This window comes from Trabulsiella odontotermitis (assembly GCF_001297775.1).
GTDB classification, from domain to species: Bacteria; Pseudomonadota; Gammaproteobacteria; order Enterobacterales; family Enterobacteriaceae; genus Trabulsiella; species Trabulsiella odontotermitis.
This window is the reverse complement of sequence record NZ_LIFX01000006.1, coordinates 1-24,548: the sequence shown is the minus strand read 5'-3', so window position 1 is coordinate 24,548 and position 24,548 is coordinate 1. Positions and strand designations below refer to the sequence as shown.

Sequence of the window (24,548 nt, the reverse complement as noted above, 5' to 3'; positions counted from 1 at the left end):
ACTCTGCATGTGCGAACAACATCATGCTGCACGGCATATCTTGTGCCCGCAATGCGATCTGCTGGTGGAGTTGCCACCCCTTGAGCACCGGCATAAAGCCGCCTGCCCACGCTGCGGGACGACGTTAACAACCGCGTGGGACGCACCGCGTCAGCGTCCCACCGCCTATGCGTTGTCGGCGTTGTTTATGCTGCTGCTCGCCAATCTGTTCCCCTTTGTGAATATGAACGTGGCGGGCGTCAGCAGCGAAATTGAACTGCTGGAGATCCCGAACGTTCTGTTCGCCGAGAACTATGCCAGCCTCGGGACCTTCTTCATTTTGTTCGTGCAACTGGTTCCCGCGTTCTGCCTGGTCACCATTCTGTTGCTGGTGAACCGGGTACATATGCCGCTGAAGCTGCAAATCCACCTCGCCAACATTCTGTTTCGCCTCAAAAGCTGGGGCATGGCGGAAATATTTCTGGCGGGTGTGCTGGTGAGCTTCGTCAAGCTGATGGCCTATGGCGACATTGGCATCGGCAGCAGTTTTATTCCCTGGTGTCTGTTCTGCGTTTTGCAGTTGCGTGCGTTTCAGTGTGTGGATCGCCGCTGGCTTTGGGATGACATCGCCCCAATGCCATTGCTTTCAGCGCCAGTGAAAGTGGGCATTTCCGGGTTACGACAAGGGCTGCGTTCCTGCCCGTGCTGCACGGCCATCCTGCCCGCCGACCAGCTTGTGTGCACACGCTGCCACACAACCGCGCACCCCCGGCGCAAAAACAGTTTGCAATGGACCATGGCGCTGCTCATCACGTCCTTCATCCTTTATCTGCCAGCGAATCTGCTGCCGATCATGATTACCGATCTGCTCGGCGACAAAATGCCATCGACGATCATGGCGGGGGTGATTTTGCTGTGGAGTGAGGGATCATATCCGGTGGCGGGGGTGATCTTCATCGCCAGTATTATGGTGCCTACGCTGAAGATGATCTCCATTGCCTGGCTGTGCTGGGACGCCAACGGTCACGGTAAGCGCGACTGTGAACGCATGCACCTGATTTATGAAGTGGTCGAGTTTGTCGGCCGCTGGTCGATGATTGACGTGTTTGTCATCGCCGTGCTTTCCGCCCTGGTGAGAATGGGCGGCTTAATGAATATCTATCCGGACATCGGTGCGCTGATGTTTGCCCTGGTCGTGATAATGACCATGTTTTCGGCGATGACCTTCGATCCTCGCCTGACGTGGGATCGTGAGCCGGAACCCAGCCATGAGGAGTTGTATGAGCATGGAAACTAACCGCGGGGAAGCGAAAGTGCAAAAGGTAAAGAACTGGTCGCCTGTCTGGATCTTCCCCATCGTCACCGCCCTGATTGGCGCGTGGATCCTGTTTTATCACTACAGCCATCAGGGGCCGGAAGTGACGCTGATTACCACTAATGCGGAGGGGATTGAAGGCGGAAAAACCACCATCAAGAGCCGCAGCGTGGATGTCGGCGTGGTGGAAAGCGCGACCCTGACGGACGATTTAACGCATGTGGAAATTAAAGCGCGACTCAATTCAGGCATGGAAAAGCTGCTGCATCAGGACTCGGTCTTCTGGGTGGTGAAACCGCAGGTCGGGCGCGAAGGTATCAGCGGCCTCGGCACGCTGCTTTCGGGCGCTTACCTTGAGCTGCAACCGGGGAACAAGGGCGGAAAACAGGAACGCTACCAGTTGCTGGATGCGCCACCACTGGCGCCACCGGATGCGAAAGGGATCCGTGTGATTCTCGACAGTAAAAAAGCCGGGCAACTCAGCCCTGGTGATCCGGTCCTGTTCCGCGGCTATCGGGTGGGATCGGTCGAGACCAGTAACTTTGATCCGCAAAAACGGACGATCAGCTATCAGCTGTTTATCACCGCGCCAAACGATCGTCTGGTTACCAGCAACGTGCGTTTCTGGAAGGACAGCGGTATTGCCGTGGATCTGACCTCGGCAGGGATGCGCGTTGAGATGGGATCGCTGTCGACCCTGTTCGGCGGCGGTGTCAGCTTTGACGTGCCGGAGGGCATTGACCTCGGCCAGCCGGTGGGTGAAAAAACCGAATTTCGTCTGTATGACGATCAGCGAAGCATTCAGGATTCGCTGTATACCGATCACATCGATTATCTGATGTTCTTCAAAGACTCGATTCGCGGCCTGCAACCGGGAGCGCCGGTGGAATTCCGCGGCATTCGCCTCGGTACCGTGGGTCAGGTTCCGTTCTTCGTGCCAGGGTTGCGACAGGCGCTTGATGATGACTACCGCATTCCGGTGCTGATCCGCATCGAGCCTGAGCGTTTGAGCAGCCAGCTCGGCGAGAATCCTGACATTGGCGCACACATCAACGAGTTGATTCATCGCGGCCTGCGCGGCTCGCTGAAGACCGGTAACATTGTTACTGGCGCGCTGTATGTGGACATGGATTTCTATCCGAAAGCGCCTGCGGTGACCGGCATGCGTGAGTTTGGCGGTTATAAGGTTGTGCCGACGGTGAGCGGCGGTCTGGCGCAGATCCAGCAGAAACTGGTCGATACGCTCGATAAGATCAATAACCTGCCGCTCAATCCGATGCTCGAACAGGCGACAAATACCTTGTCGGAAAGCCAGCGCACCATGCGTCGGTTGCAGACCACACTGGATAACCTCAACAAGCTGACTGCCAGCCAGTCGATGCAACAACTGCCGCAGGATATGCAGCAGACCCTGCGTGAGCTGAACCGCAGTATGCAGGGCTTCCAGCCAGGTTCGGCGGCCTATAACAAGATGGTGGCTGACATGCAGCGCCTTGACCAGGTATTGCGCGAACTGCAGCCGGTACTGAAAACACTGAACGAGAAGAGCAACTCGCTGGTATTTGAAGCGAAGGACAAAAAAGATCCAGAGCCGAAGAGGGCGAAAGAATGAAAAAGTGGCTAATGGTCTTGCTGACCTGCGCGTTAACCGCCTGCAGCAGCAGTAGTGAAAACAAAACCTACTATCAGCTACCAGTAACCCAGAGCGGCGCGCAAAGCGCCACGACGCAGGGGAACCGCCTGCTGTGGGTTGAGCAGGTCTCCATCCCGGATTATCTGGCCGGAAACGGCGTGGTCTATCAGACCAGCGACGTGCAGTACGTGATTGCCAGTAACAATCTGTGGGCGAGCCCGCTCGATCAACAGCTCCGTTCGACGCTGGTGGCAAACCTGAGCAGCCAGTTACCAGGGTGGGTCGTGGCGTCGCAACCGCTGGGGAATAATCAGGACACGCTGAATGTCTCGGTGACCGGGTTTCATGGTCGCTACGACGGGCGAGTGATCGTCAGCGGTGAGTGGCTGCTCAATCATCAGGGGCAGCTGATTAAGCGACCGTTCCATATTGAACTGAAGCAGCAACAGGATGGCTACGATGAAATGGTGAAAATGCTGGCGCAAGCCTGGCGCCAGGAAGCCGGGGTTATCGCACAGGCAATAAGCCAGGTACCATAAGTAAATTTCATCGTAAAAAAGGCCGCAACCGGTGCCGTATCAGTTGCGGCCTTTTTGTTTTTATCATCAGTGGATTACTTGTGCTGGCTCACATTTTTTGTACAAATGAACTTCTGAGTAGCTCACAAATATGACATTGGTGTGAATTTTGCGCATTGACGATGCAGCTGATTCGGGGTATTCGTTAAGCGTGGTCGCATATTTTGTAACCACTGTTTTCTTTTCCACCAGATCACAAGAATGAGGGAAACGAGGCATGAAGAGACAAAAACGAGATCGCCTGGAACGAGCACATCAACGCGGGTACCAGGCTGGCATCGCTGGCAAATCGAAGGAAATCTGTCCGTACCAGACCTTAAATCAAAGGTCGCATTGGCTGGGAGGCTGGCGAGAAGCCATGGAGGACAGGGCCGTAATTGCCTGATGCTGTCTCTTTAGACCAGAAGCCACCGCAAGCGGTGGCTTCGCCGTTTTTATACTTCTGCGGCATTCGCGAATGGGGATTCGCTAAGAGGATTAGAACGCAGAGGTATCCTGGAACAAACCCACTTTCAGGTCCGCGGCCGTGTAGATCAGGCGGCCATCAACCAGCACTTCGCCATCGGCCAGACCCATGATCAGGCGGCGGTTAACGATGCGTTTGAAGTGAATGCGGTAGGTGACTTTCTTCGCGCTCGGCAGAACCTGGCCGGTGAATTTCACTTCACCCACGCCCAGTGCGCGCCCTTTACCTTCGCCACCGAGCCAGCCGAGGTAAAAACCCACCAACTGCCACATGGCATCAAGACCCAGACAACCCGGCATCACCGGATCGCCAATGAAGTGACACCCGAAGAACCACAGGTCAGGATTGATGTCGAGTTCGGCTTCCACATAGCCTTTATCAAAATTGCCGCCGGCTTCGGTCATCTTGACGACACGATCCATCATCAGCATATTCGGCGCCGGTAACTGCGGGCCTTTCGCGCCGAACAGTTCACCGCGACCAGAGGCAAGAAGGTCTTCTTTTGTATAGGATTCGCGTTTATCTACCATGTTTTCAGTAAACCTTATTTTGAGTTCGGGACGCAGGATAGCTAACACGTGTACGCTGAACAAGTCCGATCAGTTAGAATTAAACCAGCCCAGCCAGCGTAACGGCCACGGAAAGCGATGACGGGCATCCTGCTGTGACGCCTGTGCGATACGCTCCTGAATAATCTGCAACAACGTGGTCTGGCCTTCGCCGTCCCACGACAGGTGCGTCAGTAGCGGCAGTGCATCGGTAACATCATCAACCGCCCAGATAAAGAATTGCTCCTCTTCAACCGCTTGTCGAACTTCCTGAGACAAACTCAGGTGGCGCACATTAGCTGACGGAATAATCACGCCCTGTTTGCCGGTCAGTTCGCGGTGTTTGCAGATAGCAAAGAACCCTTCGATTTTCTCATTCAGACCGCCAACAGGCTGCGCACGACCGAACTGATCAACAGAACCGGTAATCGCAATACTCTGATTAACCGGCGCACCAGACAGGGCGCTTATCAGCGCACACAGTTCAGCCATCGAGGCACTGTCACCATCAACTTCACTGTAGGACTGCTCGAAGGTGATCGACGCCGAGAACGGGATCTGTTGTTCAAGACCCAGCTCCGCCATCAGGAAGGACTGCATGATCAGCATCCCTTTGGCGTGGATGTTGCCACCCAGTTCCGCTTTGCGCTCGATATCGGTAAATTCGCCGTCACCGACGTGTACGACGCAACTGATACGCGACGGTTCACCAAATGCGCGCGGGTGGCCAGGAAATTCGATGACCGACAGGGCATTAATCTGCCCGACGCGCTCGCCTTCCGTTTCGATCAGGATCTGCTCAAGTAAAATCTCATCCTGCATCCGCTCGGCGAGGAAACCTTCACGCCACTGACGCTGCTCAAGCATCGTGGTGAGCTGTTCGGCGCTGAACTCAGTACCTTCGGTAAAGGCGGCGGCCTCACGCAACTGGCGACCCAGCCAGAGAGGGCAGAGCGGCAACGTTTCCTGATCGCCGGTGTAACGGGTGGCTTCCTGAATGAGCACCGGCCACGCATCGGCAGCAGGGCCGGGAAGTTCGGCATCGCGCGCGACCTGCCACACCCACTGACACCACTGGCGCAGCGAGTCTTCATCAATGATCTGCAGGTTTTCTTCAAATTCGGTGTAGATAGCGTTGGCGCTAAATTCCGGCTCCATCTCCTGGAATTCCGCCAGCGACTCTCGCTCGCCAACCAGCATCACTTTAAGTGACAGCGGCATCGACGGTACGTGTACCGGCAGCGGGCGCGCATCGTCGAAACTCAGCCAGTCAAAACGCTGACGGGTAACGATGTTTTTCAGGCGCATCCACAGTAACGGTTGCGCCAGCAGCGCACGCAGGGCGATCACCAGCACGCCGCCGTTCGCTTGATGCACCAGGCCCGGTTGCAGGGTAACGTCGCCATTGAACTGGCGCACACAGCCAAAGAGCTGCTCGGCCTCGACCCAGTCGGCATAAATCACCGGACGGGTACTGGCAAAGTTATCATCAGCTGATTCGGCAGGACGCTGTGTGACGATACCTTTGTTGATATCGTAATGGACACCACAAAGTGGCTGTGCAGGCGCTTGCAGACTCTCGGTCAGCCGGGTAAGTAGCTTAAGATACTCAGGCTCCTCGGGCGCTTTCACCAGCACCACAGGCGAGATAGCTTGCGGATAGAGGAACTGCTCCAGCGCATAATGCAAACGGGCCTGCGTATCGCGGAGTAACGAATCGGGTGGTAAGGTCAGCTCGGTCTGGGCGAACAATGCCTGATAGTCGGTGGTATCAGGAGCCAGCTCACGTCCGGAAAGTTTATTGATGGTCAATGTCGATGTTTTTTAGTCAGATGTAAAAGGCGGGATTATACCTTATGCTGCGCAGTAGCACACGGAGAATGCAGTTGTCGGGTATGAAGGAACACACTTCTGTTCACGAATGTCGATTTATTCTCAGTACATCGGGGAAAAACTGATATTCTGAAATGAGTTACACGGTCACCTTGGGATCGCGATGAAATATCAACAACTGGAAAACCTTGAAAGCGGGTGGAAGTGGAAGTACCTGGTGAAAAAACACCGGGAAGGCGAGCTTATCACGCGTTACATCGAAACCAGCGCCGCACAAGAGGCGGTGGAGATGTTGCTGACGCTGGAAAACGAACCCGTACTGGTCAATGAGTGGATCACCACGCATATGAATCCGACGCTGGCGAATCGGATGAAACAGACGATCCGCGCCCGACGCAAGCGCCATTTCAATGCTGAGCATCAGCACACGCGAAAGAAATCGATCGATCTGGAATTCATCGTCTGGCAGCGACTGGCCGGGCTGGCGCAGCGGCGTGGAAAAACGCTGTCTGAAACCATCGTTCAGTTGATTGAAGATGCCGAGAATAAAGAGAAGTACGCCAGTAAGATGTCCAGCCTGAAACAGGATCTGCAGGCGCTGCTTGGCAAAGAAGAATAGTGCTGTTGTGGCGTAATGCGCATCACAAGTGCTGATTTTCAGGCAATAAAAAACCCCGCATCAATGGCGGGGTTTTTTGTAGACGTAAACTTAAGCCTGCGGCTGAGTTACAACGTCTTTGATGCCTTTAACTTCGATCTCTACGCGACGATCCGGAGCCAGGCAATCGATCAGTGCAGCGCGAGCTTTCACGTTGTCACAGGTAGTACCGGTAACCGGGTTGGATTCGCCCATACCACGTGCGGAGATCTTGTTAGCCGGGATACCTTTAGATACCAGGTAATCAACAACAGACTGTGCACGTTTCTCGGACAGACCCTGGTTGTAAGCGTCAGAACCGATACGGTCGGTGAAGCCCAGAACCACTACGGAACCGTCTTTCGGATCCAGGTTGCTCAGCTGAGAGTACAGCTGATCCAGTGCCTGCTGACCTTCCGGTTTCAGGGTAGCTTTGTTGAAGTTGAACAGAACGTCAGACTTCAGGGTGAAGTGCTTGGTCTGTACTTCCGGAGCCGGAGCCGGTGCCGGAGCAACTACCGGAGCTGCTTCCTGCTGGCCGAAACGGTAGGAAACACCTACGCTCAGCATGCCGTTGTCCGGACGAACGCCAACAGTACCACCGTCACCGATGTTGTTAACCCACTGGTATTCCAGACGGGTAGCGATGTCACGGGTCATTGCCCACTCAACGCCGCCAGCGAAGACCGGAGAAACGCCGGTGTCGTGGTTGTCGCCGATTTCACTGTTGCTGGAGTCAGCGCGCCATACCATGCCGCCCAGACGGGTGTATACGTCCAGATCGTCAGTGATTGGGTAACCCAGTTTAGCAGTCAGCTGAACGCCCTGAGCTTTGAAGGCACCATTGACGGTGTCGCCTTTGTACGGCATACGACCCAGCCAGTCATAACCCATTTCGAAACCAACGTACGGGTTAACCTGGTAACCACCGAACGCGCCTGCACCCAGTTGACTTTCGTGAGTCGGGCCGTCGTTGTTCAGGGAGCTGTCATACCAGCCAGTGTCGTGGAACTGGGACCAACCCAGCTTACCACCTGCATACCAGGTGTTATCTTTCGGAGCGGCCTGCGCTACGGTAGCGAAGCCAGCCAGTGCCACTGCAATCGCGATAGCTGTCTTTTTCATTTTTTGCGCCTCGTTATCATCCAAAAATCGCCATGAAGATACTCAAGAAATTCACGGTTAAATCCTTCACCGGGAGCGTGACTTGTTAATAACTATGCCGTTACTTGCGGCTTAAGCCGGTCACCCCTGGCGATGTAAAGTCTACAACGTAGTTGGAAACTTACAAGTGTGAACTCTGTCAGGCATATGAAAAAAAAAGAGTTGTATACAGAATATTTAACAATTTTGCCGAAATATTCGACAGCATAAAATAGCGCAAACCGCGCCAGACAAGCACTCTCACCGTTTTTGCTGAAAATTGAGACGGTGCTTTTAAAAGCGAAAAAAAATTCCAGGATTAATCTTAAACTGACTCAATGATAGAAATTTGAATGAATTTTTAGCCCGTTTAGCTGTCTCGTGGCTGTAGAGGTTGCACGAACCGGACGCATAAGGAAGCCAATCGCCTGTCCTTCTTCGGCTGCAGCCACCAGTCTCGCGTGTTCATCTTCTGTTAGCTCATCACTTAACCAACCGATAACCACACTATAATTGCCGGTGCGCAGCGCACGAATCATCGATTCCAGTGTATTGCAGGGCGACATCTGGCTTATCTGCATCACTTTTGTCAATGGTAAACCGGAAGCCTGAACCCATTCGCGGCTCAGTTTTTGCTGTGGCGTTAACCACAATTGCCAGCGCGATTGCTGACCCAACTGTTGTAACAGGGGCAGCAACAAAAGTTGCGTCATCATGGGCTGGTCTTCATGGTAGACCACTTCGCTAATCAGCCCGGAAGAGGCCTGCGTTGACGCGACGCGTGAATGACGACCTGAGGTTGCGGAAGCCATTGTTGAGTGATTTGCATAACCAGAAGTATACATAGTTTATCCAGCCCTGTGGGTTACTGTATGAATATACAGTACAGCCACTGTGTATAAAGATCAACCCCATTTTCTGAAAGCGTCTCGCAAAAATTCACTGAAGTCGTACAGATGATAAAAATCATCTTGCCGCCTGCCCGGAAGTTGCCTATTTTCCTGCTTAACGGATCCGTTAATCGAAAAAATCACATCTAACGGCATGATTAACAAAGGAATAATCATGAAAAATGATTCCTATAAAAGGATATATCAGTCGCAGGAATATCTGTCTCCGCTGGGGAGAATTAAATACCGTGCGCTGTTTGGCGGATATAGTCTGGCCATTGAAGAGACCGTTTTTGCGATGGTGGCAGAAGGGGAACTTTATCTGCGCGTATGCGAGCAAAGCGCGCCTTATCGCGTCAATCACCCGACGCCGCTGCTCACGCTGCGTAAACGCGGTCGGCCTGTGCCGCTCAATTATTACCATGTCGATGATGCGCTGTGGGACGATCGCCGCACGCTGTTAACGCTCTCTTCACATTCACTTGAGGAGGCGAAGCGGGAAAAGGATCAGCGGTATGACAGGCGAAGGCTTAAAAACCTGCCCAATATTACGTTTCATATGGAGCTAATGCTGCTGGAAGCCGGAATACGCGATCACCACATGTTATGCATGCTGGGGGCTGAACTGGGCTGGCTGAAGCTGCGAGAGAAAAGAAAGGGGATTAGCGTGAGTGTGCTTCTGGCGCTGGAAGGGGCAATTGCTGGCGTTCATGCGGCGGCGCTCCCGGCGCAACGACGCCAGGAGCTTATGGAGTGGGTCAGTAGCCTTCCGGGACTTCCTCTTTCACTACAGGAGAAACTTGCCGCTGAAGACGACTTATCTCCGGGAGAAGCGTAACAAGCAGACCAATTTGCTGTAGCACCAGCGGCTCTTTGCTCTCTGCCCGTGGCTCCAGTTGATGGATCCGTTGCATCAGGCCCGCCAGCGCCTGATGCACGCGAGGCTCATCTTTCGGCATATGGTGGAATGCATCGTCGACGTAACAGACCGCGTCATCCAGCAGCGCGAGGATATCGGGGTTTGTCAGTTGTTCACGGTGAGCGCCCAGCGCAGAGATATAACTGGTAAATGTGTGGTTGAGACACAACAGACGAAACGCCGTCTCTTTCATCTCTACCGTCACTTTTGGCTCTGTCGACATGTTTGAGATAACAGAGGCCAATTCAGCGTCGCTGTTCCACGCTTCACGGCGCGCAATACGGTAGGCCAGGCGGTTATCGCGCCCCTGGTGATACTGCTCGAGGATCGCATCCAGATACCGGCAGTTGGCGTCGACCGCGCGCTGCAGAACGCGGGGCAGATTACGAAACCGCCAGTCCGGCCAGATAAAACTGACCGCCGCCCAGGCGATGGCGCAACCGATGAGCGTATCGAAAATACGCGGCAGCGCTATTTCGAAACCTTCGCCCAGCAGGTTAAAGCACAGCAGCACCAGCAGCGTGATAAACATAGTGGCGTTGGCGTACTGCACGGTGCGAAAGGCGAAAAAGAGCACGCCAGTGACCACAATGAGCGCCAGTTGTCCTTCAACGGAGGGAACGAGCAGCAGAACGGGTAAACCGATGGCGACGCCCACCAGTGTGCCAAAGATACGTAAGGCCAGACGGTGGCGGGTGGCATTGTAGTTCGGCTGGCAGACGAACAGGCTGGTCAGCAGGATCCAGTACCCGTGATGCAATCCGGTTAGCTGGATAAACGCATACCCGGCGCACAGCACCAGCGACATACGAATGGCATGGCGAAACAGCGCCGACTCCGGCGACATATTGCGGCTCAGCCGGGCGCGGATATCACTTAACCCGTGCAGCCGGTCATCTGCCAGCAGGTTTTCGGTATCGTTTCGCGGCTGGTTTTGTACCTGCTCAGACTCAATCGTCGCCAGTTGGGCATCAATGGCGCGCAGGTTGTTGAGCAGAAAGCCCAGCGCTTTGATCTGATCCATCGGCACACCGCTGGCACGCACGCGATCCAGCGCGGCATCCAGGTGGGTAAAGACCCGTTCAAAGCGCGGGTCGTGCTGATAAGGCGTACGCAGCAGAATGGATCGCGACAGTTGCTGGCAGGCCTGCGACTGCATCGACATCAGACGCTGAAAACGGAACATCACATCGCTGTAGCGAAAGTTGTCGCGCAGCGTCTGATACTGAATATGCGCCGAGCTGGCACGTTCATGAATGTCCTGCGCCACGAAGTAGTAATGCAGCGTCCGGCGTGTGTTGCGTTGACCACGGTCGCCGCGCAGACGTGTCAATAAAGAGGCTTTTGTCTGGTTGAGCATGGCCACCAGTTGACTGTTGGCAAGTACCAGCTCATAGACTGGCGCCTGGCTTTCCTCTTCGATGTCCGGGTCAAACAAGCGGGACTTCAGTTCGAGATAATGGGCAAGCTGTTCATAACTGCGGGCCAGGCTGTCCTGCAACGGGCGAACGGGAAAAAGCAGATGCCCGGTCAGCGTCAGCAGGTTATACCAGACGGCGCCCGCCAGCAGGAAAAGGGGTTGTTGATACCAGTGCTCATACAGTGACTCGCCGAGCATGGTGTAGATGGCGATAAGCAGCGCACCGAAAGCAATGGTGGCATAGCGCTGCCCCAGACCACCGAGCAGAATAAAACCGCTGGTCGAGAGGGTCAGCCCGAGGGCGAACAGCCACGGCCACGGAAACAGCAGTTCCACGGAGGCAGAGGCGATAAAAAAACAGACCAGCGTTATCAGCAGATTACGCAGACGACCCGTCAGCCGATCATCCAGATCGGTCAGTGCCGCCGCGACCACTCCGAGCGTTAACGGAATGGTGAGCTTAACATCGCCCAGCCACCAGGGCAGGGCGGTCGTGCCGCAAAGGGCGATAAAAATTCTGACGTTGTACAGCCAGGAACTGTTCCATGTATAGCGGCGAAGCAACGGACTTAGCATAGTGATAATCGGTCCGGATTATTGATAACGACGGCGGGCATTGGCTTCACGCGCGGCACGGGCGGTTTCCACGCTCACGACGCGACGGCCCACGGGCCAGAGGGCAATCGCAGCGATTTTAAAGTTGGCGATCCCGACGGGAATACCAATCAGCGTGATGCACTGCGCAATCCCGGCAAAAATGTGCGTCAGGCATAGCCACCAGCCGAAGAGAATAAACCACAGAATATTGAGGAAAGTACCGCCAGCGTTCATCACTGTGCTTTTGCTGTCCGGGTCGAGTTCGTCCACATGCACCGCTTCGTTGCCGTAGGGCAGTAAAGACAGTTTTGTGATTTCCCAGCAGGAGCGGCTCAGCGGTAGCGTGACAATCAAAAGAATGCTGACCAGCGTCGCCAGCAGCCAGCCCAACGTGGTGGCGAAACCACCCAGTACAAAATTCAAAATATTCAAAACAGTACGCATAAATCCTCTGTCCATTGCGGAAATGTCGTCGACCTCGTAATTGTAACGTTTTTTTGCGCTGGAGCACCTGGTATCTGGCGGTTAAACTGTGAAGTAATAAAACGTGGCGGGATTTGGCATGACATGGAACTAAAAGCAACAACGCTTGGCAAGCGCATGGCGCAGCACCCTTATGATCGAGTAGAAATCCTTAACGCCGGAGTGAAAGTCTCCGGCGATCGTCATGAATATCTCATTCCTTTTAACCAGTTGCTGGACATTCAGTGCAAGCGCGGGCTGGTGTGGGGCGAGCTGGAATTTATTCTGCCGGAAAACAAAGTGGTGCGCCTTCACGGGACCGAGTGGGGCGAAACGCAGCGCTTTCATCATCATCTGAACGCGCTCTGGGAGCAGTGGGGCAATGAAATGAGCGACATCGCCGCGCGCCTGCTCACGGAACAACTGGCGGAAATTTCGCGTTTCAGCGCTGAAGGCAAATGGCTGACCCGCCAGGCCACGCTCGACGTACAACAAAAAATCCTGCGCGCGCTGGATGCGTTGCCGATCCCCGTCGCGCGCCTGGAGACTTTCGATAACTGCCGTGAGCTCTGGCGGCAATGTCAGGGCTGGCTGAAAGACATCGACAGCAGCCGTCTGCAGCATAACCAGGCGTATACCGAAGCCATGCTCAGCCAGTATGCCGGTTTCTTTGAAAAAATAGAGGCGTCGCCGCTGAATCCGGCGCAGGCGCGGGCCGTGGTTAATGGCGAGCAGTCGTTGCTGGTGCTGGCGGGGGCGGGCAGCGGTAAAACGTCCGTGCTGGTGGCCCGCGCGGGCTGGCTGTTGATGCGCGGGGAAGCCTCTGCCGAACAGATCCTGCTGCTGGCGTTTGGCCGTCAGGCGGCGAAAGAGATGGACGAACGGATCCGCGAGCGGCTGAACACAGACGCGATTAGCGCCCGCACCTTTCATGCTCTCGCACTGCATATCATTCAGCAGGGCAGTAAGAAAGTGCCCGCCATCAGCAAACTGGAAAACGACAGCAAGGCGCGGCAGGCGCTGTTGATCAAAACCTGGCAGCAACAGTGCAACGAGAAAAAAGCGCAGGCGAAAGGCTGGCGACAGTGGCTGGACGACGAGATGGGCTGGTCGGTGCCGGAGGGTAACTACTGGCAGGATGAAAAGCTGGTGCGCCGGATGGGCGGTCGGCTCGATCGTTGGGTCGGGCTGATGCGCATGCATGGCGGTTCGCAGGCAGAGATGATTGACGCGGCGCCGGAAGAGGTCAGAGAGCTTTTCGGTAAGCGCATCAAACTGATGGCGCCGCTGCTCAAGGCGTGGAAAGCCGCGTTGAAAGCGGAGGATGCGGTGGATTTCTCCGGGCTTATCCATCAGGCCATTAACGTGCTGGAGAAAGGGCGCTTTGTCAGTCCGTGGAAGCACATTCTGGTGGATGAATTTCAGGATATTTCCCCGCAGCGGGCGGCGCTGCTGGCGGCGTTAAGAAAACAGAATTCCCGCACCTGCCTGTATGCCGTGGGCGACGACTGGCAGGCTATCTACCGCTTCAGCGGCGCGCAACTGACGCTGACCACCGCTTTTACGCATTACTTTGGCGAAGGCGACAACTGCGCGCTGGATACCACTTACCGCTTTAACAGCCGCATTGGTGAAGTGGCGAATGCGTTTATTCAGCAGAACCCGTATCAACTGAACAAGCCGCTGAACAGCCTGAAAGCGGGTGATAAAAAAGCGGTTACCCTGCTGGCGGATGATCAACTCGATGCGTTGCTCGACAAGCTCAGCGGTTATGCCAGACCGGACGAACGGATCCTGGTGCTGGCGCGTTACCACCACCTGAAACCCGCCAGTCTGGAGAAAGCGGCCACCCGCTGGCCGAAGCTGGCGATCGATTTCATGACCATTCATGCCAGTAAAGGGCAGCAGGCCGATTATGTGATCGTCATGGGGTTGCAGGACGGGCAGGACGCGTTTCCGGCACCGGCCAGAGAATCCATCATGGAGCAGGCGTTGCTGCCACAACCGGAGGATTTCCCGGATGCCGAAGAACGGCGGTTACTGTACGTGGCGTTAACCCGCGCCCGCCAGCGCGTGTGGCTGTTGTTCAACAAAGAACAACCGTCGGTGTTCGTCGAGAGTCTGAAGGCGCTTTCCGTGCCGGTAGCGCGCAAACCGTAACCGCAGGCTGGCGCTCTGCGCCAGCCCGGGCACTTACTTCAGGCGATCCGCCAGATAACGCGGATAATCGGGGATCAGGATATCCACTTCATCACTGAAGTTCGGCGCCTGAATAATGAAATCAGCGGTAGAAAGATTGGTGGCGACCGGAATATTCCACACCGTCGCCAGACGCAGCAGCGCTTTAACGTCGGGGTCGTGCGGCACGGCGTTGAGCGGATCCCAAAAGAAAATCAGCACGTCGATCTTCCCTTCTGAAATCTGCGCGCCCACCTGCTGGTCGCCGCCCAACGGGCCGCTCAGCATGGCGTTAACGGTAAGTCCCGTGGCGCGCTGGATCAGATTCCCCGTGGTGCCCGTAGCTGACAGCGTGTGGCGCTCCAGCAGCGTACGGTGGCGATCCACCCATTTCATCAGCATGTCTTTACAGTGATCGTGCGCAACCAGCGCAATATGCTTGCGCGCCGGGAGCGTGCGTGTTGTGAGTTCCATAGTGCCCTTCCGCATTTTGAGATGCAGACAGATTACTGGAAGCGATTCAGGCTGCAAACCGTGAGGGCGAAAAAATGATAAATCCGTTCAGAAATGCAGGGTTATGACGAGGGTTGCTGACGCGCCCATTGCAAAAAACGGTTGCGGGTGTCTGAGTCTGCCTGCTGGAACCAGTATTTGAGCCGTTGCTCGGCAACGGTTTGCGACTGCAGTGACGGGAAATCCAGCTCGGTTTTTTTCGACAGCAGCGTGCTGTCATCCGGCAGTGGGGCGCTCAACGGCGATCGGGCAGCCAGGGTTCGGTTGTGGTTATAGACTGCCGCAGCCTGTTCATAGTCGATGCCGGAGGCGGTTTTTGTCACCGCGAGAATCTCCAGCTTCACCGGAATGGGCGCAGAATTGCCATCCAGCAAGGTGATTTCGGGGGCGGTGCTGAAGGTTTGCGTCTCCTGCTGTGTCTCCAGTCGCGGCAGGTTAACATTCACCAGGCTGATTAAACGGGTATCAAAACTGGCAATCAGCGGCGGGGAAACGTAGCGCTGATAACTTCTGTCAGGCAACTGAATGATTTTTTCTACCTGAAACACCACCTGATGCGGGCCGTTATCCAGCTCAATGCCGTCGGCGCCGCGAAGCAACGAACTGGACACCTTTTTGCCATCCAGCACCAGCAGATCGATATCGCCCGCAAGGCGTAGCGTTGTGGCCGGGACCATGGCCGGGATCAGGAGCGTCGTGCAGAGAAGCAGTGTTCCAGCTTTCATTAGTATCTCCTGAAAAGAGTTGGCCCAGAGAGTGTATCAAAATTTTACTAATCACGATTTTATTAACATATAGACACGGGCGGCGCGTTTGCCCTCATACTTCAGTATGGGATGCATGGTTGGCTGGTGTGGAATGTCGTACACTTTGATGAGTTGCCCGGAGGATAATGATGAAAGAAAACGAGATTGCAGACATTTTGACATCCACCCGTACCATCGCGCTGGTGGGGGCGAGCGACAAACCTGAACGCCCGAGCTATCGGGTGATGAAGTATCTGCTCGATCAGGGGTATCACGTGATCCCGGTTTCTCCGAAAGTGGCGGGAACCACGCTGCTGGGGCAGAAAGGGTACGCGACGCTTGCCGATGTGCCGGAAAAAGTGGACATGGTCGACGTGTTCCGCAATTCAGAAGCCGCGTGGGGTGTGGCGCAGGAAGCCATCGCTATTGGCGCGAAAACGCTGTGGATGCAACTGGGCGTGATTAACGATCAGGCCGCCGTGCTCGCCCGCAATGCGGGGCTGAACGTGGTGATGGACCGCTGCCCGGCGATTGAAATCCCGCGGTTAGGACTGGCGAAATAACAAAAACCCCGGCTTGCCGGGGTTTTTACTAATTGCGCAGTCGTGGCGCCTGTAGCTGGCGGCGAATGGTTTGCGCCAGTTCATCCATCGACGGCTGCTCGGGATGTTCATCGTTCATCTCGCCGCTCAACTGCGCTTCAGCAAGATACGTATGCACGGGCTGACCGTCATCATCTTCCATCACCACATGATACCAGGGGGCGGCCCGCAGTTCGGCATTCACTGCCATTTCATCTTCAGCCGGTTCATCAAGAGAGTATTCTGGATCGATATCAACAATCACGCCCAGATAGCCCAACAGGGAGTGGCGGACCTGCTGGCCGATACCGAATTTGCTGGCAATCATAGTCACCTCCCGGGAAACATTACCTGCAGTCGATATGCGGGCAAATGCTCCACTTTTCAAGTTACATGACGCGACAGGCAAACCCTTTCAGATACAACCCTTCCGGATAGGTAGCGATCACCGGGTGATCGGCGGCCTGACGGAACTGCTCTATAAATTGTACATCACGACCAGCATCAATTGCGGCATCAGCGATGATTTTCTGAAATAAATCGGTGGTCATCAGCCCTGAACAGGAAAATGTCAGCAGCACGCCGCCGGGGTTCAGCAACTGGATCGCCAGCATGTTGATGTCTTTGTAACCACGGCAGGCGCCCTGCAACTGGCTTTTGTTTTCGACGAATTTCGGCGGATCCATGACGATCACATCAAACATCTCGCCCTGGTCGCGATATTTGCGCAACAGTTTGAACACGTCATCACGCACAAACTCCGCTTTGCTGAGATCCAGCTTGTTCAGCGCCACGTTCTGCTTCGCCACATCAAGCGCTTCCTGCGAGGTATCTACGCTCACCACCTGACGGCAGCCGCCCATCAGCGCGGAAACCGCAAAGCCGCCGGTGTAGGAGAAGCAGTTCAGGACGCGCTTGTCGGCAACGTAGCGGCGAGTCGCCAGGCGGCTGTCGCGCTGATCAAGGTAATAACCGGTTTTATGACCACCCTGAATATCGACCAGCAGTTTCATGCCATGCTCTTCAATGGGCAGCAGGGCAGGCGGCAGCTCACCCGTCACCGGGCCTTGCGTCAGTTCCATCCCCTCTTTTTTACGCACCGCCACGTCGCTACGGTCGTAAATCGCGCATTCGGGATAAAGCGTCTGCAACGCGCTAATCAACGCGGCACGCTGATATTCGGCGCCTGCGCTGAGCAACTGCAACACCAGGAAATTGCCGAAGCGGTCAATCGTCACGCCCGGCAGACCGTCGGATTCACCGGCGATCAGGCGGTAGCTGTCGAGTCCGTCCTGCTGCGCCAGCCAGGTGCGCCACTGTTGCGCCTGTTGCAGACGGCGGACGAAGAAATCGACATCAATGGATTCGCTGGCGTCAAACGTCCAGACGCGGGCGCGAATTTGCGACGCTGGTGAGTATGCACCACGCGCCAGCCATTTCCCCTGATGGTCAACAATATCGATGGTTTCACCGAGGCTGGCTTTTCCTTCCATCCGGGCGACCGCGCCGGAGAAGATCCAGGGATGGCGGCGCAGTAAAGATTTCTCGCGCCCTTTGGCTAACACTAAACGGGAAAACCTTGTTAAATCTGTTTTTTGACTTTCGTGTGCTGTCTTCATTAGGTACTCCCATGGAAAACGCGAACTGTATGGTTATAAACGGCGCGTAGGGTAGCACATCAGCACGGGGGAGAGCTTGTTGAAATCGCCTCCTTTAAATTCCCTGTCTCAACAGGGATAATACCCACACAAACAGTGGATCCGGAATCACGATGAAATACTCTCTGCCTTACCGCAAGCTACGCAAACGACCGATGAAACTCGGCACGACGGTGATATTAATGGTCAGCGCCGTTTTGTTTTCTGTGTTGCTGGTGGTTCACCTGATCTATTTCTTTCAGATAAGCCACATGACGAGTGATGCGCTGGCCAACAAAGCGCTGGCGGTGGCCAGGACACTGGCGGATTCCCCGGAGATCCGCCAGGGGCTGATGAAAAAACCGCAGGACAGCGGCATTCAGGCGATTGCCGAAGCGGTGCGTAAGCGTAACGATATGCTGTTTATTGTTGTGACGGATATGAAAACCCTGCGCTATTCGCACCCGGAAGCGCAACGCATCGGGCAACCGTTCAAAGGCGACGACATTTTGCTGGCGCTCGAGGGTAAAGAGAATGTTGCCATCAACCGGGGTTTTCTCGCCCAGGCGCTACGCGTTTTTACCCCCATTTATGATGACAATCACCGGCAGATAGGTGTGGTGGCGATAGGTCAGGAGCTGAGTCGGGTGACCGGGCAGATCAACGACAGTCGCGGCAGCATTATCTGGTCCGTCTTATTTGGTGTGTTGGTTGGCCTGCTGGGGACCTGGGTACTGGTGAAAGTGCTGAAACGGATTTTGTTCGGGCTGGAGCCGTATGAAATTTCCACTCTGTTTGAGCAGCGTCAGGCGATGCTGCAGTCCATCAAAGAAGGGGTGATTGCCGTGGACGACAGCGGCGAAATAACGCTCATTAACGAGGCGGCGCAGGAGTTGCTGGATTATCGCCGATCGCCGGACGATGCGCAGCTTTCAACGCTCAGCAATAAATGGTCGCAGGTGGTGGATTTAAGCGAAGTCCTGCGTGATGGCACCGCGCACCAGAATGAAGAGATCAATATCAGAGATCGGTTGCTGCTCATTAATACCGTTCCGGTACGCAGCAACGGCAAAATTATTGGCGCCATCTCCACCTTCAGGGATAAAACAGAAGTTCGTCAGTTGATGCAACGACTCGATGGTATGGTGAACTATGCCGACTCACTCCGTGAACGATCCCACGAATTCATGAATAAATTACATGTGATTCTGGGATTGCTCCATCTGAAGAGTTATAAGCAACTTGAAGACTATATTATCAAGATGGCCAACAACTATCAGGAGGAGATCGGCTCACTGTTGGATAAAATAAGATCACCCGTCATTGCGGGATTTTTGCTAAGTAAGATTAATCGCGCGTTCGATGCAGGGCACAAACTGGTGATTAGCCATGACAGCCAGTTACCGGACAGCAGTGATGAAAATCAGGTTACCGCATTGATTACCGTACTCGGAAATTTGATTGAAAACGCGCTCGACGCGTTAGGTAATCAGCCTGGAGGTGAAATTAGCGTTTCATTACACTACCGCAATGGCTGGTTGCATTGTGAAGTCAACGATGACGGCCCCGGAATAGAGGCTGACCGTATTAACCATATTTTTGTGAAAGGCGTTTCGACGAAAGGCGCCGACCGTGGTGTCGGTCTGGCGCTGGTTAAACAGCAGGTCGAAGGGCTGAGCGGCAATATTTCTGTGGAATCCGAACCTGGTGTTTTCACGCAATTTTTCGTACAAATACCCTGGGATGAAGCGAGGGCCAGCACATGATCTCTGTCTTTATTATCGATGATGATGCGATGGTCGCGGACTTAAACCGCCGCTATGTCGCCCTGATCCCCGGTTTCGAGTGCTGTGGTATCGCCTCTACGCTGGAGAAAGCCAAAGAAGTCATTTTTCACAGCGATACCCATATTGATCTGATTTTGCTGGATATTTATCTGCAAAAAGAGAACGGACTCGACCTGCTTCCTCTGCTGCATGCGGCCGGATGCAAAAGTGATGTCATCGTCATCTCGTCGGCTGCCGATGTCACCACTATCAAGGACTCACTGCACTTCGGCGTCGTTGATTATTTAATCAAACCGTTCCAGGCGTCGCGTTTTGAAGAGGCGCTCACCAACTGGCTGCAAAAGAAAAGAGAGATGGACAAGCACCAGTATTATGAGCAGTCAGAGCTTGATCAACTGATTCACGGCAGCGCACCCACTGAACAGGATCCCCGCCGCCTGCCGAAAGGGCTAACCCCACAAACGCTATGCACGTTGTGCCAGTGGATTGACGCCCATCAGGATTCTGAGTTTTCTACCGATGAGCTGGCGAATGCGGTAAATATCTCTCGTGTTTCCTGCCGCAAATACCTTATCTGGTTAGTTAACTGTCATATTCTCTCTACCAGTATCCATTATGGCGTGACGGGAAGGCCCGTCTATCGTTATCGTATTAAGGCGGAACATTATTCTTTACTTAAGCAATACTGCCAGTAGAGAATAGAACAACGTCGGAGATTATTGCGTTATTTATTTGTGATAATTATTATACTAATGAAAAATTAAAACACGTAAAGTTACTGCGCGAGAATTCGTAAATTGTGCCAGATCAATATCATTGAAATATGATGTTCTTTCAACGGTTTATTATGGTCAGATGTCACATTGTTTTTAATTTCAAAAACGGTAACAAAAGTTAATAAAGTATCCTCTGCTGCATGGAATGTGTATTTTTAATCCTAATGGAGTAGTCCGTAAATAACGACGGACAAATAAAAACTAAAACAGTAGCAACGGACACATGCTACATCTTAGGGATAAGCACATTCTGTGAGCTGAAAATATGTTTAGATTATTCATAAAGATACTACAACGACCACTGAATCTGCCTCTGCTCACCTTTTTCAAAACTGCCCATCGCCGGGGAAGCTTGCTTCCTGAAAACACCACAACAGTCGATAAGAACGATCATGGATGTCATGAGAAGTCCTTATTCCATATTTACAAATTAATCACGCTTTCAGACGGAATGAATATTGGCCAGGGGCTGTACTTAATTCACAAAAAACAGAACGTGGCTGTGATCTATTTATCAAAATTGGATAGTTTTATCGCGAGGGTAAATAAATGCTATTTAGTATACAACTTCTCATAATATTAATATGTTTGTTTTATGGCGCCAGGAAGGGCGGTATCGCACTGGGTTTGTTAGGCGGTATCGGCCTGGTTATCCTGGTATTCGTTTTCCATCTCGAACCAGGTAAACCGCCTGTTGATGTCATGCTGGTGATCATCGCCGTGGTCGCCGCGTCGGCAACCTTGCAGGCGTCAGGGGGTCTGGATGTGATGTTGCAGATCGCCGAAAGACTGCTGCGTCGCAACCCGAAATACGTTTCCATCGTCGCGCCGTTCGTGACCTGTACCCTGACTATCCTCTGCGGTACCGGACACGTGGTCTATACCATTCTGCCGATCATTTACGATGTGGCGATCAAAAACAACATTCGCCCGGAACGCCCAATGGCCGCCAGTTCCATCGGCGCGCAGATGGGGATTATCGCCAGCCCGGTCTCCGTTGCGGTGGTTTCTCTGGTCGCCATGCTGGGTAACGTGACGTTTGAAGGCAAGCATCTTGAGTTCCTTGACCTGCTGGCTATCACCATCCCGTCCACGCTGCTGGGTATCCTGGCCATCGGTGTTTTCAGCTGGTTCCGTGGTAAGGATCTGGATAAAGACGAAGATTTCCAGAAGTTCATCTCTGTGCCGGAAAACCATCACTATGTGTATGGTGACACCGCAACGCTGCTGGACAAAAAACTGCCGAAAAGCAACTGGCTGGCAATGTGGATCTTCCTCGGCGCCATTGCGGTCGTTTCTGTCCTGGGTGCGTTCTCTGAACTGCGTCCTTCTTTTGGCGGCAAATCGCTGTCCATGGTGCTGGTCATCCAGATGTTCATGCTGTTGACCGGGGCGCTGATTATCATCCTGACGAAAACCAATCCGGCTTCTATCTCTAAAAACGAAGTTTTCCGTTCAGGGATGATCGCGATTGTAGCGGTGTACGGTATCGCCTGGATGGCAGAAACCATGTTTGGTGCGCACATGAAAGAAATCCAGGGCGTACTGGGCGAAATGGTGAAAGAGTATCCGTGGGCCTACGCGATTGTTCTGCTGTTAGTGTCCAAGTTTGTTAACTCTCAGGCGGCAGCACTGGCGGCGATTGTTCCGGTCGCACTGGCTATCGGTGTTGATCCGGCGTACATCGTGGCCTCTGCCCCGGCGTGCTACGGCTACTACATTCTGCCGACCTACCCAAGCGATCTGGCGGCGATTCAGTTCGACCGTTCCGGAACCACCCGCATTGGGCGCTTCGTGATTAACCATAGCTTCATTCTGCCAGGTCTGATTGGCGTCAGCGTATCCTGCGTCTTTGGCTGGATCTTTGCCGCCATGTACGGATTCCTGTAAGGGATTTGAGTTATGCAACCGGGGCTGATTGCCGTGACAAAAGTCGTGGTGGTCAGCTCCGGTGAAGACGTTAAAGCGATAAAAATAAAAACAATAAGTACCCGGTAATTTTTGCTTCTTATTGCACCTGTCATGAAGGTGTCAGATTTCTACGGTGTGGTTTTCAATGCCTGCGTTTCTGCCCGCAGGAAAATATCAGGGAAACTTATATGGGAAACATGCAAGAAAATACCGGTACTGCTGGTGAGAAAAATGTTGAAAAACAGGATGCTCAGTTTTTGCTGGACACCTTTATGCGCAAACATGCTGCCTACAAGCAGTACCGGCATCCACTCTCACCCCGAAAAAAAGCCGGGGACGAATCATAAATAACCACAATGATCAGTGAGAAAACAATGTCGAATAAACCCTTTCATTATCAGGATCCTTTCCCCCTGGCAAAGGATGACACCGAATACTATCTCCTCAGCCCCGATTATGTCTCTGTCGCAGAATTTGAAGGGCAGGAGATCCTCAAAGTAGACCCGCAGGCGCTGACGCTCCTCGCGCAACACGCTTTCCACGATGCCTCTTTTATGTTGCGTCCGGCGCATCAGCAGCAGGTCGCCGATATCCTGAACGACCCGGATGCCAGCGAGAACGACAAATACGTCGCGCTGCAGTTCCTGCGTAACTCGGAAATCGCCGCGAAGGGCATTCTGCCGACCTGTCAGGACACCGGCACCGCCATCATCACCGGTAAAAAAGGCCAGCGCGTCTGGACCGGCGGCGGCGATGAAGCGGCGCTGGCCCGCGGGGTGTACAACACCTATATCGAAGACAATCTGCGTTACTCGCAGAACGCCGCGCTGGACATGTATAAAGAGGTTAACACCGGCACCAACCTGCCGGCGCAGATTGACCTCTACAGCGTGGACGGCGACGAGTACAAATTCCTCTGCATCGCCAAAGGTGGTGGCTCGGCCAACAAAACCTATCTGTATCAGGAAACCAAAGCGCTGCTGACGCCGGGTAAACTGAAAAACTATCTGGTTGAGAAGATGCGCACGCTGGGGACCGCGGCCTGCCCGCCGTACCATATTGCGTTTGTCATTGGCGGCACCTCGGCGGAAGCCACGCTGAAAACCGTCAAACTCGCCTCGACCAAATACTATGACGGTCTGCCGCTGGAAGGTAACGAGCACGGCCAGGCGTTCCGCGACGTACAACTGGAAAAAGAGTTGCTGGAAGAGGCGCAGAACCTCGGCCTCGGCGCGCAGTTTGGCGGTAAATATTTCGCGCATGATATCCGCGTGATCCGTCTGCCGCGCCACGGCGCCTCCTGCCCGGTCGGCATGGGCGTTTCCTGTTCGGCGGACCGCAACATCAAGGCGAAGATTAACCGTCACGGTATCTGGCTGGAAAAACTGGAAGACAATCCGGGCAAATACATCCCGGAAGCGCTGCGTAAGGCGGGCGAGGGTGAAGCAGTACGTGTGGATCTGAACCGCCCGATGAATGAAATCCTCAAACAACTGTCGCAGTACCCGGTATCCACGCGCCTGTCGCTGACCGGCACCATTATCGTCGGGCGCGATATCGCCCACGCGAAGCTGAAAGAGCGGATGGATAAAGGCGAAGGGCTGCCGCAGTACATCAAGGATCACCCTATCTACTACGCCGGTCCGGCCAAAACCCCGGCAGGGTATGCTTCCGGCTCGCTGGGGCCAACCACCGCAGGGCGGATGGATTCCTACGTGAATCAGCTTCAGTCGGAAGGCGGCAGCATGATCATGCTGGCGAAAGGCAACCGCAGCCAGCAGGTGACCGACGCGTGCCATAAGCACGGCGGTTTCTATCTTGGCAGCATCGGTGGTCCGGCAGCGGTACTGGCGCAGGGCAGCATTAAGAGCCTGGAGTGTGTGGAGTACCCGGAACTGGGGATGGAAGCTATCTGGAAAATCGAGGTGGAAGATTTCCCGGCGTTCATCCTGGTGGATGATAAAGGCAACGACTTCTTCCAGCAGATCCAGTCATCGCA

The 24,548-nt window shown here is 54.1% G+C and carries 23 protein-coding genes; 13 read left to right on the top strand and 10 right to left on the bottom strand.

Annotation, left to right across the window (positions count from 1 at the left end):
• The first annotated feature begins 7 nt into the window (after positions 1-7).
• The 4 genes from pqiA to rmf all read left to right on the top strand — a co-directional run bounded on the left by pqiA (position 8) and on the right by rmf (position 3,890).
• On the top strand, positions 8-1,276 hold the full coding sequence (pqiA, locus tag AOY23_RS09145; protein ID WP_054179112.1) for a membrane integrity-associated transporter subunit PqiA: 1,269 nt from the start codon (positions 8-10) through the stop codon (positions 1,274-1,276).
• Complete coding sequence (gene pqiB / locus AOY23_RS09140) at positions 1,266-2,906, top strand: intermembrane transport protein PqiB (protein WP_054179348.1); 1,641 nt, start codon at positions 1,266-1,268, stop codon at positions 2,904-2,906. Before pqiA ends, pqiB begins: the two co-directional genes overlap by 11 nt.
• Positions 2,903-3,466 (top strand): membrane integrity-associated transporter subunit PqiC, encoded by a 564-nt coding sequence (pqiC, locus tag AOY23_RS09135; RefSeq protein WP_054179111.1) that lies wholly within the window; start codon positions 2,903-2,905, stop codon positions 3,464-3,466. The genes pqiB and pqiC overlap by 4 nt, the downstream gene beginning before the upstream one ends.
• A gap of 256 nt (positions 3,467-3,722) precedes the next feature.
• The gene (gene rmf / locus AOY23_RS21710; RefSeq protein ID WP_054179110.1) at positions 3,723-3,890 is read left to right on the top strand and encodes a ribosome modulation factor; all 168 of its coding nucleotides are present in this window, start codon (positions 3,723-3,725) and stop codon (positions 3,888-3,890) included.
• A gap of 92 nt (positions 3,891-3,982) precedes the next feature.
• Here rmf and fabA read toward each other — a convergent pair whose 3' ends face one another.
• Both fabA and AOY23_RS09125 read right to left on the bottom strand, forming a co-directional pair.
• Entirely contained in the window at positions 3,983-4,501 is a 519-nt protein-coding gene (gene fabA, locus AOY23_RS09130) for a bifunctional 3-hydroxydecanoyl-ACP dehydratase/trans-2-decenoyl-ACP isomerase (protein WP_054179109.1), read from the bottom strand.
• Positions 4,502-4,570: 69 nt separating this feature from the next.
• On the bottom strand, positions 4,571-6,331 hold the full coding sequence (locus AOY23_RS09125; RefSeq protein ID WP_054179108.1) for an AAA family ATPase: 1,761 nt from the start codon (positions 6,329-6,331) through the stop codon (positions 4,571-4,573).
• Positions 6,332-6,515: 184 nt separating this feature from the next.
• Here AOY23_RS09125 and matP point away from each other — a divergent pair, with 184 nt between their 5' ends.
• Positions 6,516-6,971: a macrodomain Ter protein MatP gene (matP, locus tag AOY23_RS09120; RefSeq protein WP_054179107.1), complete on the top strand. Its 456-nt coding sequence runs from the start codon at positions 6,516-6,518 to the stop codon at positions 6,969-6,971.
• Positions 6,972-7,061: 90 nt separating this feature from the next.
• On the opposite strand, the gene ompA is transcribed toward matP, so the two are convergent.
• Both ompA and sulA read right to left on the bottom strand, forming a co-directional pair.
• Positions 7,062-8,114 (bottom strand): porin OmpA, encoded by a 1,053-nt coding sequence (gene ompA, locus AOY23_RS09115; protein WP_152958502.1) that lies wholly within the window; start codon positions 8,112-8,114, stop codon positions 7,062-7,064.
• A gap of 353 nt (positions 8,115-8,467) precedes the next feature.
• Positions 8,468-8,977, bottom strand: coding sequence for an SOS-induced cell division inhibitor SulA (gene sulA, locus AOY23_RS09110; protein WP_054179105.1), 510 nt, complete (start codon positions 8,975-8,977; stop codon positions 8,468-8,470).
• A gap of 220 nt (positions 8,978-9,197) precedes the next feature.
• Between sulA and AOY23_RS21705 the strand changes: the two genes are divergently transcribed.
• Complete coding sequence (locus AOY23_RS21705; RefSeq protein ID WP_072170972.1) at positions 9,198-9,860, top strand: TfoX/Sxy family DNA transformation protein; 663 nt, start codon at positions 9,198-9,200, stop codon at positions 9,858-9,860.
• Here the strand turns inward: AOY23_RS21705 and yccS are convergent.
• Positions 9,781-11,937 (bottom strand): YccS family putative transporter, encoded by a 2,157-nt coding sequence (gene yccS / locus AOY23_RS09100; RefSeq protein WP_054179103.1) that lies wholly within the window; start codon positions 11,935-11,937, stop codon positions 9,781-9,783. The genes AOY23_RS21705 and yccS overlap by 80 nt on opposite strands.
• 18 nt (positions 11,938-11,955) lie before the next feature.
• Complete coding sequence (locus AOY23_RS09095; protein ID WP_054179102.1) at positions 11,956-12,402, bottom strand: YccF domain-containing protein; 447 nt, start codon at positions 12,400-12,402, stop codon at positions 11,956-11,958.
• 123 nt (positions 12,403-12,525) lie between these two features.
• Here AOY23_RS09095 and helD point away from each other — a divergent pair, with 123 nt between their 5' ends.
• Positions 12,526-14,580 carry a DNA helicase IV gene (helD, locus tag AOY23_RS09090; RefSeq protein ID WP_054179101.1) on the top strand — a complete coding sequence of 685 codons (2,055 nt, stop codon included), beginning with the start codon at positions 12,526-12,528 and terminating at the stop codon, positions 14,578-14,580.
• A 33-nt stretch (positions 14,581-14,613) separates the two neighbouring features.
• Here the strand turns inward: helD and mgsA are convergent, their stop codons facing one another.
• Positions 14,614-15,072 carry a methylglyoxal synthase gene (mgsA, locus tag AOY23_RS09085; RefSeq protein WP_054179100.1) on the bottom strand — a complete coding sequence of 153 codons (459 nt, stop codon included), beginning with the start codon at positions 15,070-15,072 and terminating at the stop codon, positions 14,614-14,616.
• Positions 15,073-15,173: 101 nt separating this feature from the next.
• Positions 15,174-15,836 (bottom strand): curli synthesis inhibitor, encoded by a 663-nt coding sequence (gene csgI, locus AOY23_RS09080; RefSeq protein ID WP_054179099.1) that lies wholly within the window; start codon positions 15,834-15,836, stop codon positions 15,174-15,176.
• Positions 15,837-16,006: 170 nt separating this feature from the next.
• Between csgI and AOY23_RS09075 the strand changes: the two genes are divergently transcribed.
• Positions 16,007-16,420 carry a CoA-binding protein gene (locus tag AOY23_RS09075; protein ID WP_161804020.1) on the top strand — a complete coding sequence of 138 codons (414 nt, stop codon included), beginning with the start codon at positions 16,007-16,009 and terminating at the stop codon, positions 16,418-16,420.
• 28 nt (positions 16,421-16,448) lie between these two features.
• Here AOY23_RS09075 and hspQ read toward each other — a convergent pair whose 3' ends face one another.
• Together hspQ and rlmI are read right to left on the bottom strand one after the other, a co-directional pair.
• On the bottom strand, positions 16,449-16,766 hold the full coding sequence (gene hspQ, locus AOY23_RS09070) for a heat shock protein HspQ (protein WP_054179097.1): 318 nt from the start codon (positions 16,764-16,766) through the stop codon (positions 16,449-16,451).
• A 61-nt stretch (positions 16,767-16,827) separates the two neighbouring features.
• Positions 16,828-18,003 (bottom strand): 23S rRNA (cytosine(1962)-C(5))-methyltransferase RlmI, encoded by a 1,176-nt coding sequence (gene rlmI / locus AOY23_RS09065; protein ID WP_054179096.1) that lies wholly within the window; start codon positions 18,001-18,003, stop codon positions 16,828-16,830.
• Positions 18,004-18,209: 206 nt separating this feature from the next.
• Here rlmI and AOY23_RS09060 point away from each other — a divergent pair, with 206 nt between their 5' ends.
• From AOY23_RS09060 to fumA, 5 genes are all read left to right on the top strand, one after another.
• On the top strand, positions 18,210-19,841 hold the full coding sequence (locus tag AOY23_RS09060) for a sensor histidine kinase (protein ID WP_054179095.1): 1,632 nt from the start codon (positions 18,210-18,212) through the stop codon (positions 19,839-19,841).
• Positions 19,838-20,557: a two-component system response regulator DcuR gene (gene dcuR, locus AOY23_RS09055; protein ID WP_054179094.1), complete on the top strand. Its 720-nt coding sequence runs from the start codon at positions 19,838-19,840 to the stop codon at positions 20,555-20,557. The genes AOY23_RS09060 and dcuR overlap by 4 nt, the downstream gene beginning before the upstream one ends.
• A gap of 630 nt (positions 20,558-21,187) precedes the next feature.
• Complete coding sequence (dcuB, locus tag AOY23_RS09050; RefSeq protein ID WP_054179093.1) at positions 21,188-22,528, top strand: anaerobic C4-dicarboxylate transporter DcuB; 1,341 nt, start codon at positions 21,188-21,190, stop codon at positions 22,526-22,528.
• Positions 22,529-22,737: 209 nt separating this feature from the next.
• A complete protein-coding gene (locus tag AOY23_RS22805; RefSeq protein WP_160316734.1) occupies positions 22,738-22,896 on the top strand; it encodes a hypothetical protein in 159 nt (52 codons plus the stop codon).
• A 27-nt stretch (positions 22,897-22,923) separates the two neighbouring features.
• Positions 22,924-24,548, top strand: a 1,625-nt coding sequence (gene fumA, locus AOY23_RS09040; RefSeq protein WP_054181317.1) for a class I fumarate hydratase FumA, incomplete at its 3' end; no start/stop codon positions are given.

What these genes read in the sequence shown, in the direction of transcription:
- pqiA (WP_054179112.1), top strand. Translation starts at nt 8, where the DNA reads ATGTGCGAACAACATCATGCTGCACGGCATATCTTGTGCCCGCAATGC.
- pqiB (WP_054179348.1), top strand. Translation starts at nt 1,266, where the DNA reads ATGGAAACTAACCGCGGGGAAGCGAAAGTGCAAAAGGTAAAGAACTGG.
- pqiC (WP_054179111.1), top strand. Translation starts at nt 2,903, where the DNA reads ATGAAAAAGTGGCTAATGGTCTTGCTGACCTGCGCGTTAACCGCCTGC.
- rmf (WP_054179110.1), top strand. Translation starts at nt 3,723, where the DNA reads ATGAAGAGACAAAAACGAGATCGCCTGGAACGAGCACATCAACGCGGG.
- fabA (WP_054179109.1), bottom strand. Translation starts at nt 4,501, where the DNA reads ATGGTAGATAAACGCGAATCCTATACAAAAGAAGACCTTCTTGCCTCT.
- matP (WP_054179107.1), top strand. Translation starts at nt 6,516, where the DNA reads ATGAAATATCAACAACTGGAAAACCTTGAAAGCGGGTGGAAGTGGAAG.
- ompA (WP_152958502.1), bottom strand. Translation starts at nt 8,114, where the DNA reads ATGAAAAAGACAGCTATCGCGATTGCAGTGGCACTGGCTGGCTTCGCT.
- sulA (WP_054179105.1), bottom strand. Translation starts at nt 8,977, where the DNA reads ATGTATACTTCTGGTTATGCAAATCACTCAACAATGGCTTCCGCAACC.
- AOY23_RS21705 (WP_072170972.1), top strand. Translation starts at nt 9,198, where the DNA reads ATGAAAAATGATTCCTATAAAAGGATATATCAGTCGCAGGAATATCTG.
- yccS (WP_054179103.1), bottom strand. Translation starts at nt 11,937, where the DNA reads ATGCTAAGTCCGTTGCTTCGCCGCTATACATGGAACAGTTCCTGGCTG.
- AOY23_RS09095 (WP_054179102.1), bottom strand. Translation starts at nt 12,402, where the DNA reads ATGCGTACTGTTTTGAATATTTTGAATTTTGTACTGGGTGGTTTCGCC.
- helD (WP_054179101.1), top strand. Translation starts at nt 12,526, where the DNA reads ATGGAACTAAAAGCAACAACGCTTGGCAAGCGCATGGCGCAGCACCCT.
- mgsA (WP_054179100.1), bottom strand. Translation starts at nt 15,072, where the DNA reads ATGGAACTCACAACACGCACGCTCCCGGCGCGCAAGCATATTGCGCTG.
- csgI (WP_054179099.1), bottom strand. Translation starts at nt 15,836, where the DNA reads ATGAAAGCTGGAACACTGCTTCTCTGCACGACGCTCCTGATCCCGGCC.
- AOY23_RS09075 (WP_161804020.1), top strand. Translation starts at nt 16,007, where the DNA reads ATGAAAGAAAACGAGATTGCAGACATTTTGACATCCACCCGTACCATC.
- hspQ (WP_054179097.1), bottom strand. Translation starts at nt 16,766, where the DNA reads ATGATTGCCAGCAAATTCGGTATCGGCCAGCAGGTCCGCCACTCCCTG.
- AOY23_RS09060 (WP_054179095.1), top strand. Translation starts at nt 18,210, where the DNA reads ATGAAATACTCTCTGCCTTACCGCAAGCTACGCAAACGACCGATGAAA.
- dcuR (WP_054179094.1), top strand. Translation starts at nt 19,838, where the DNA reads ATGATCTCTGTCTTTATTATCGATGATGATGCGATGGTCGCGGACTTA.
- dcuB (WP_054179093.1), top strand. Translation starts at nt 21,188, where the DNA reads ATGCTATTTAGTATACAACTTCTCATAATATTAATATGTTTGTTTTAT.
- AOY23_RS22805 (WP_160316734.1), top strand. Translation starts at nt 22,738, where the DNA reads ATGGGAAACATGCAAGAAAATACCGGTACTGCTGGTGAGAAAAATGTT.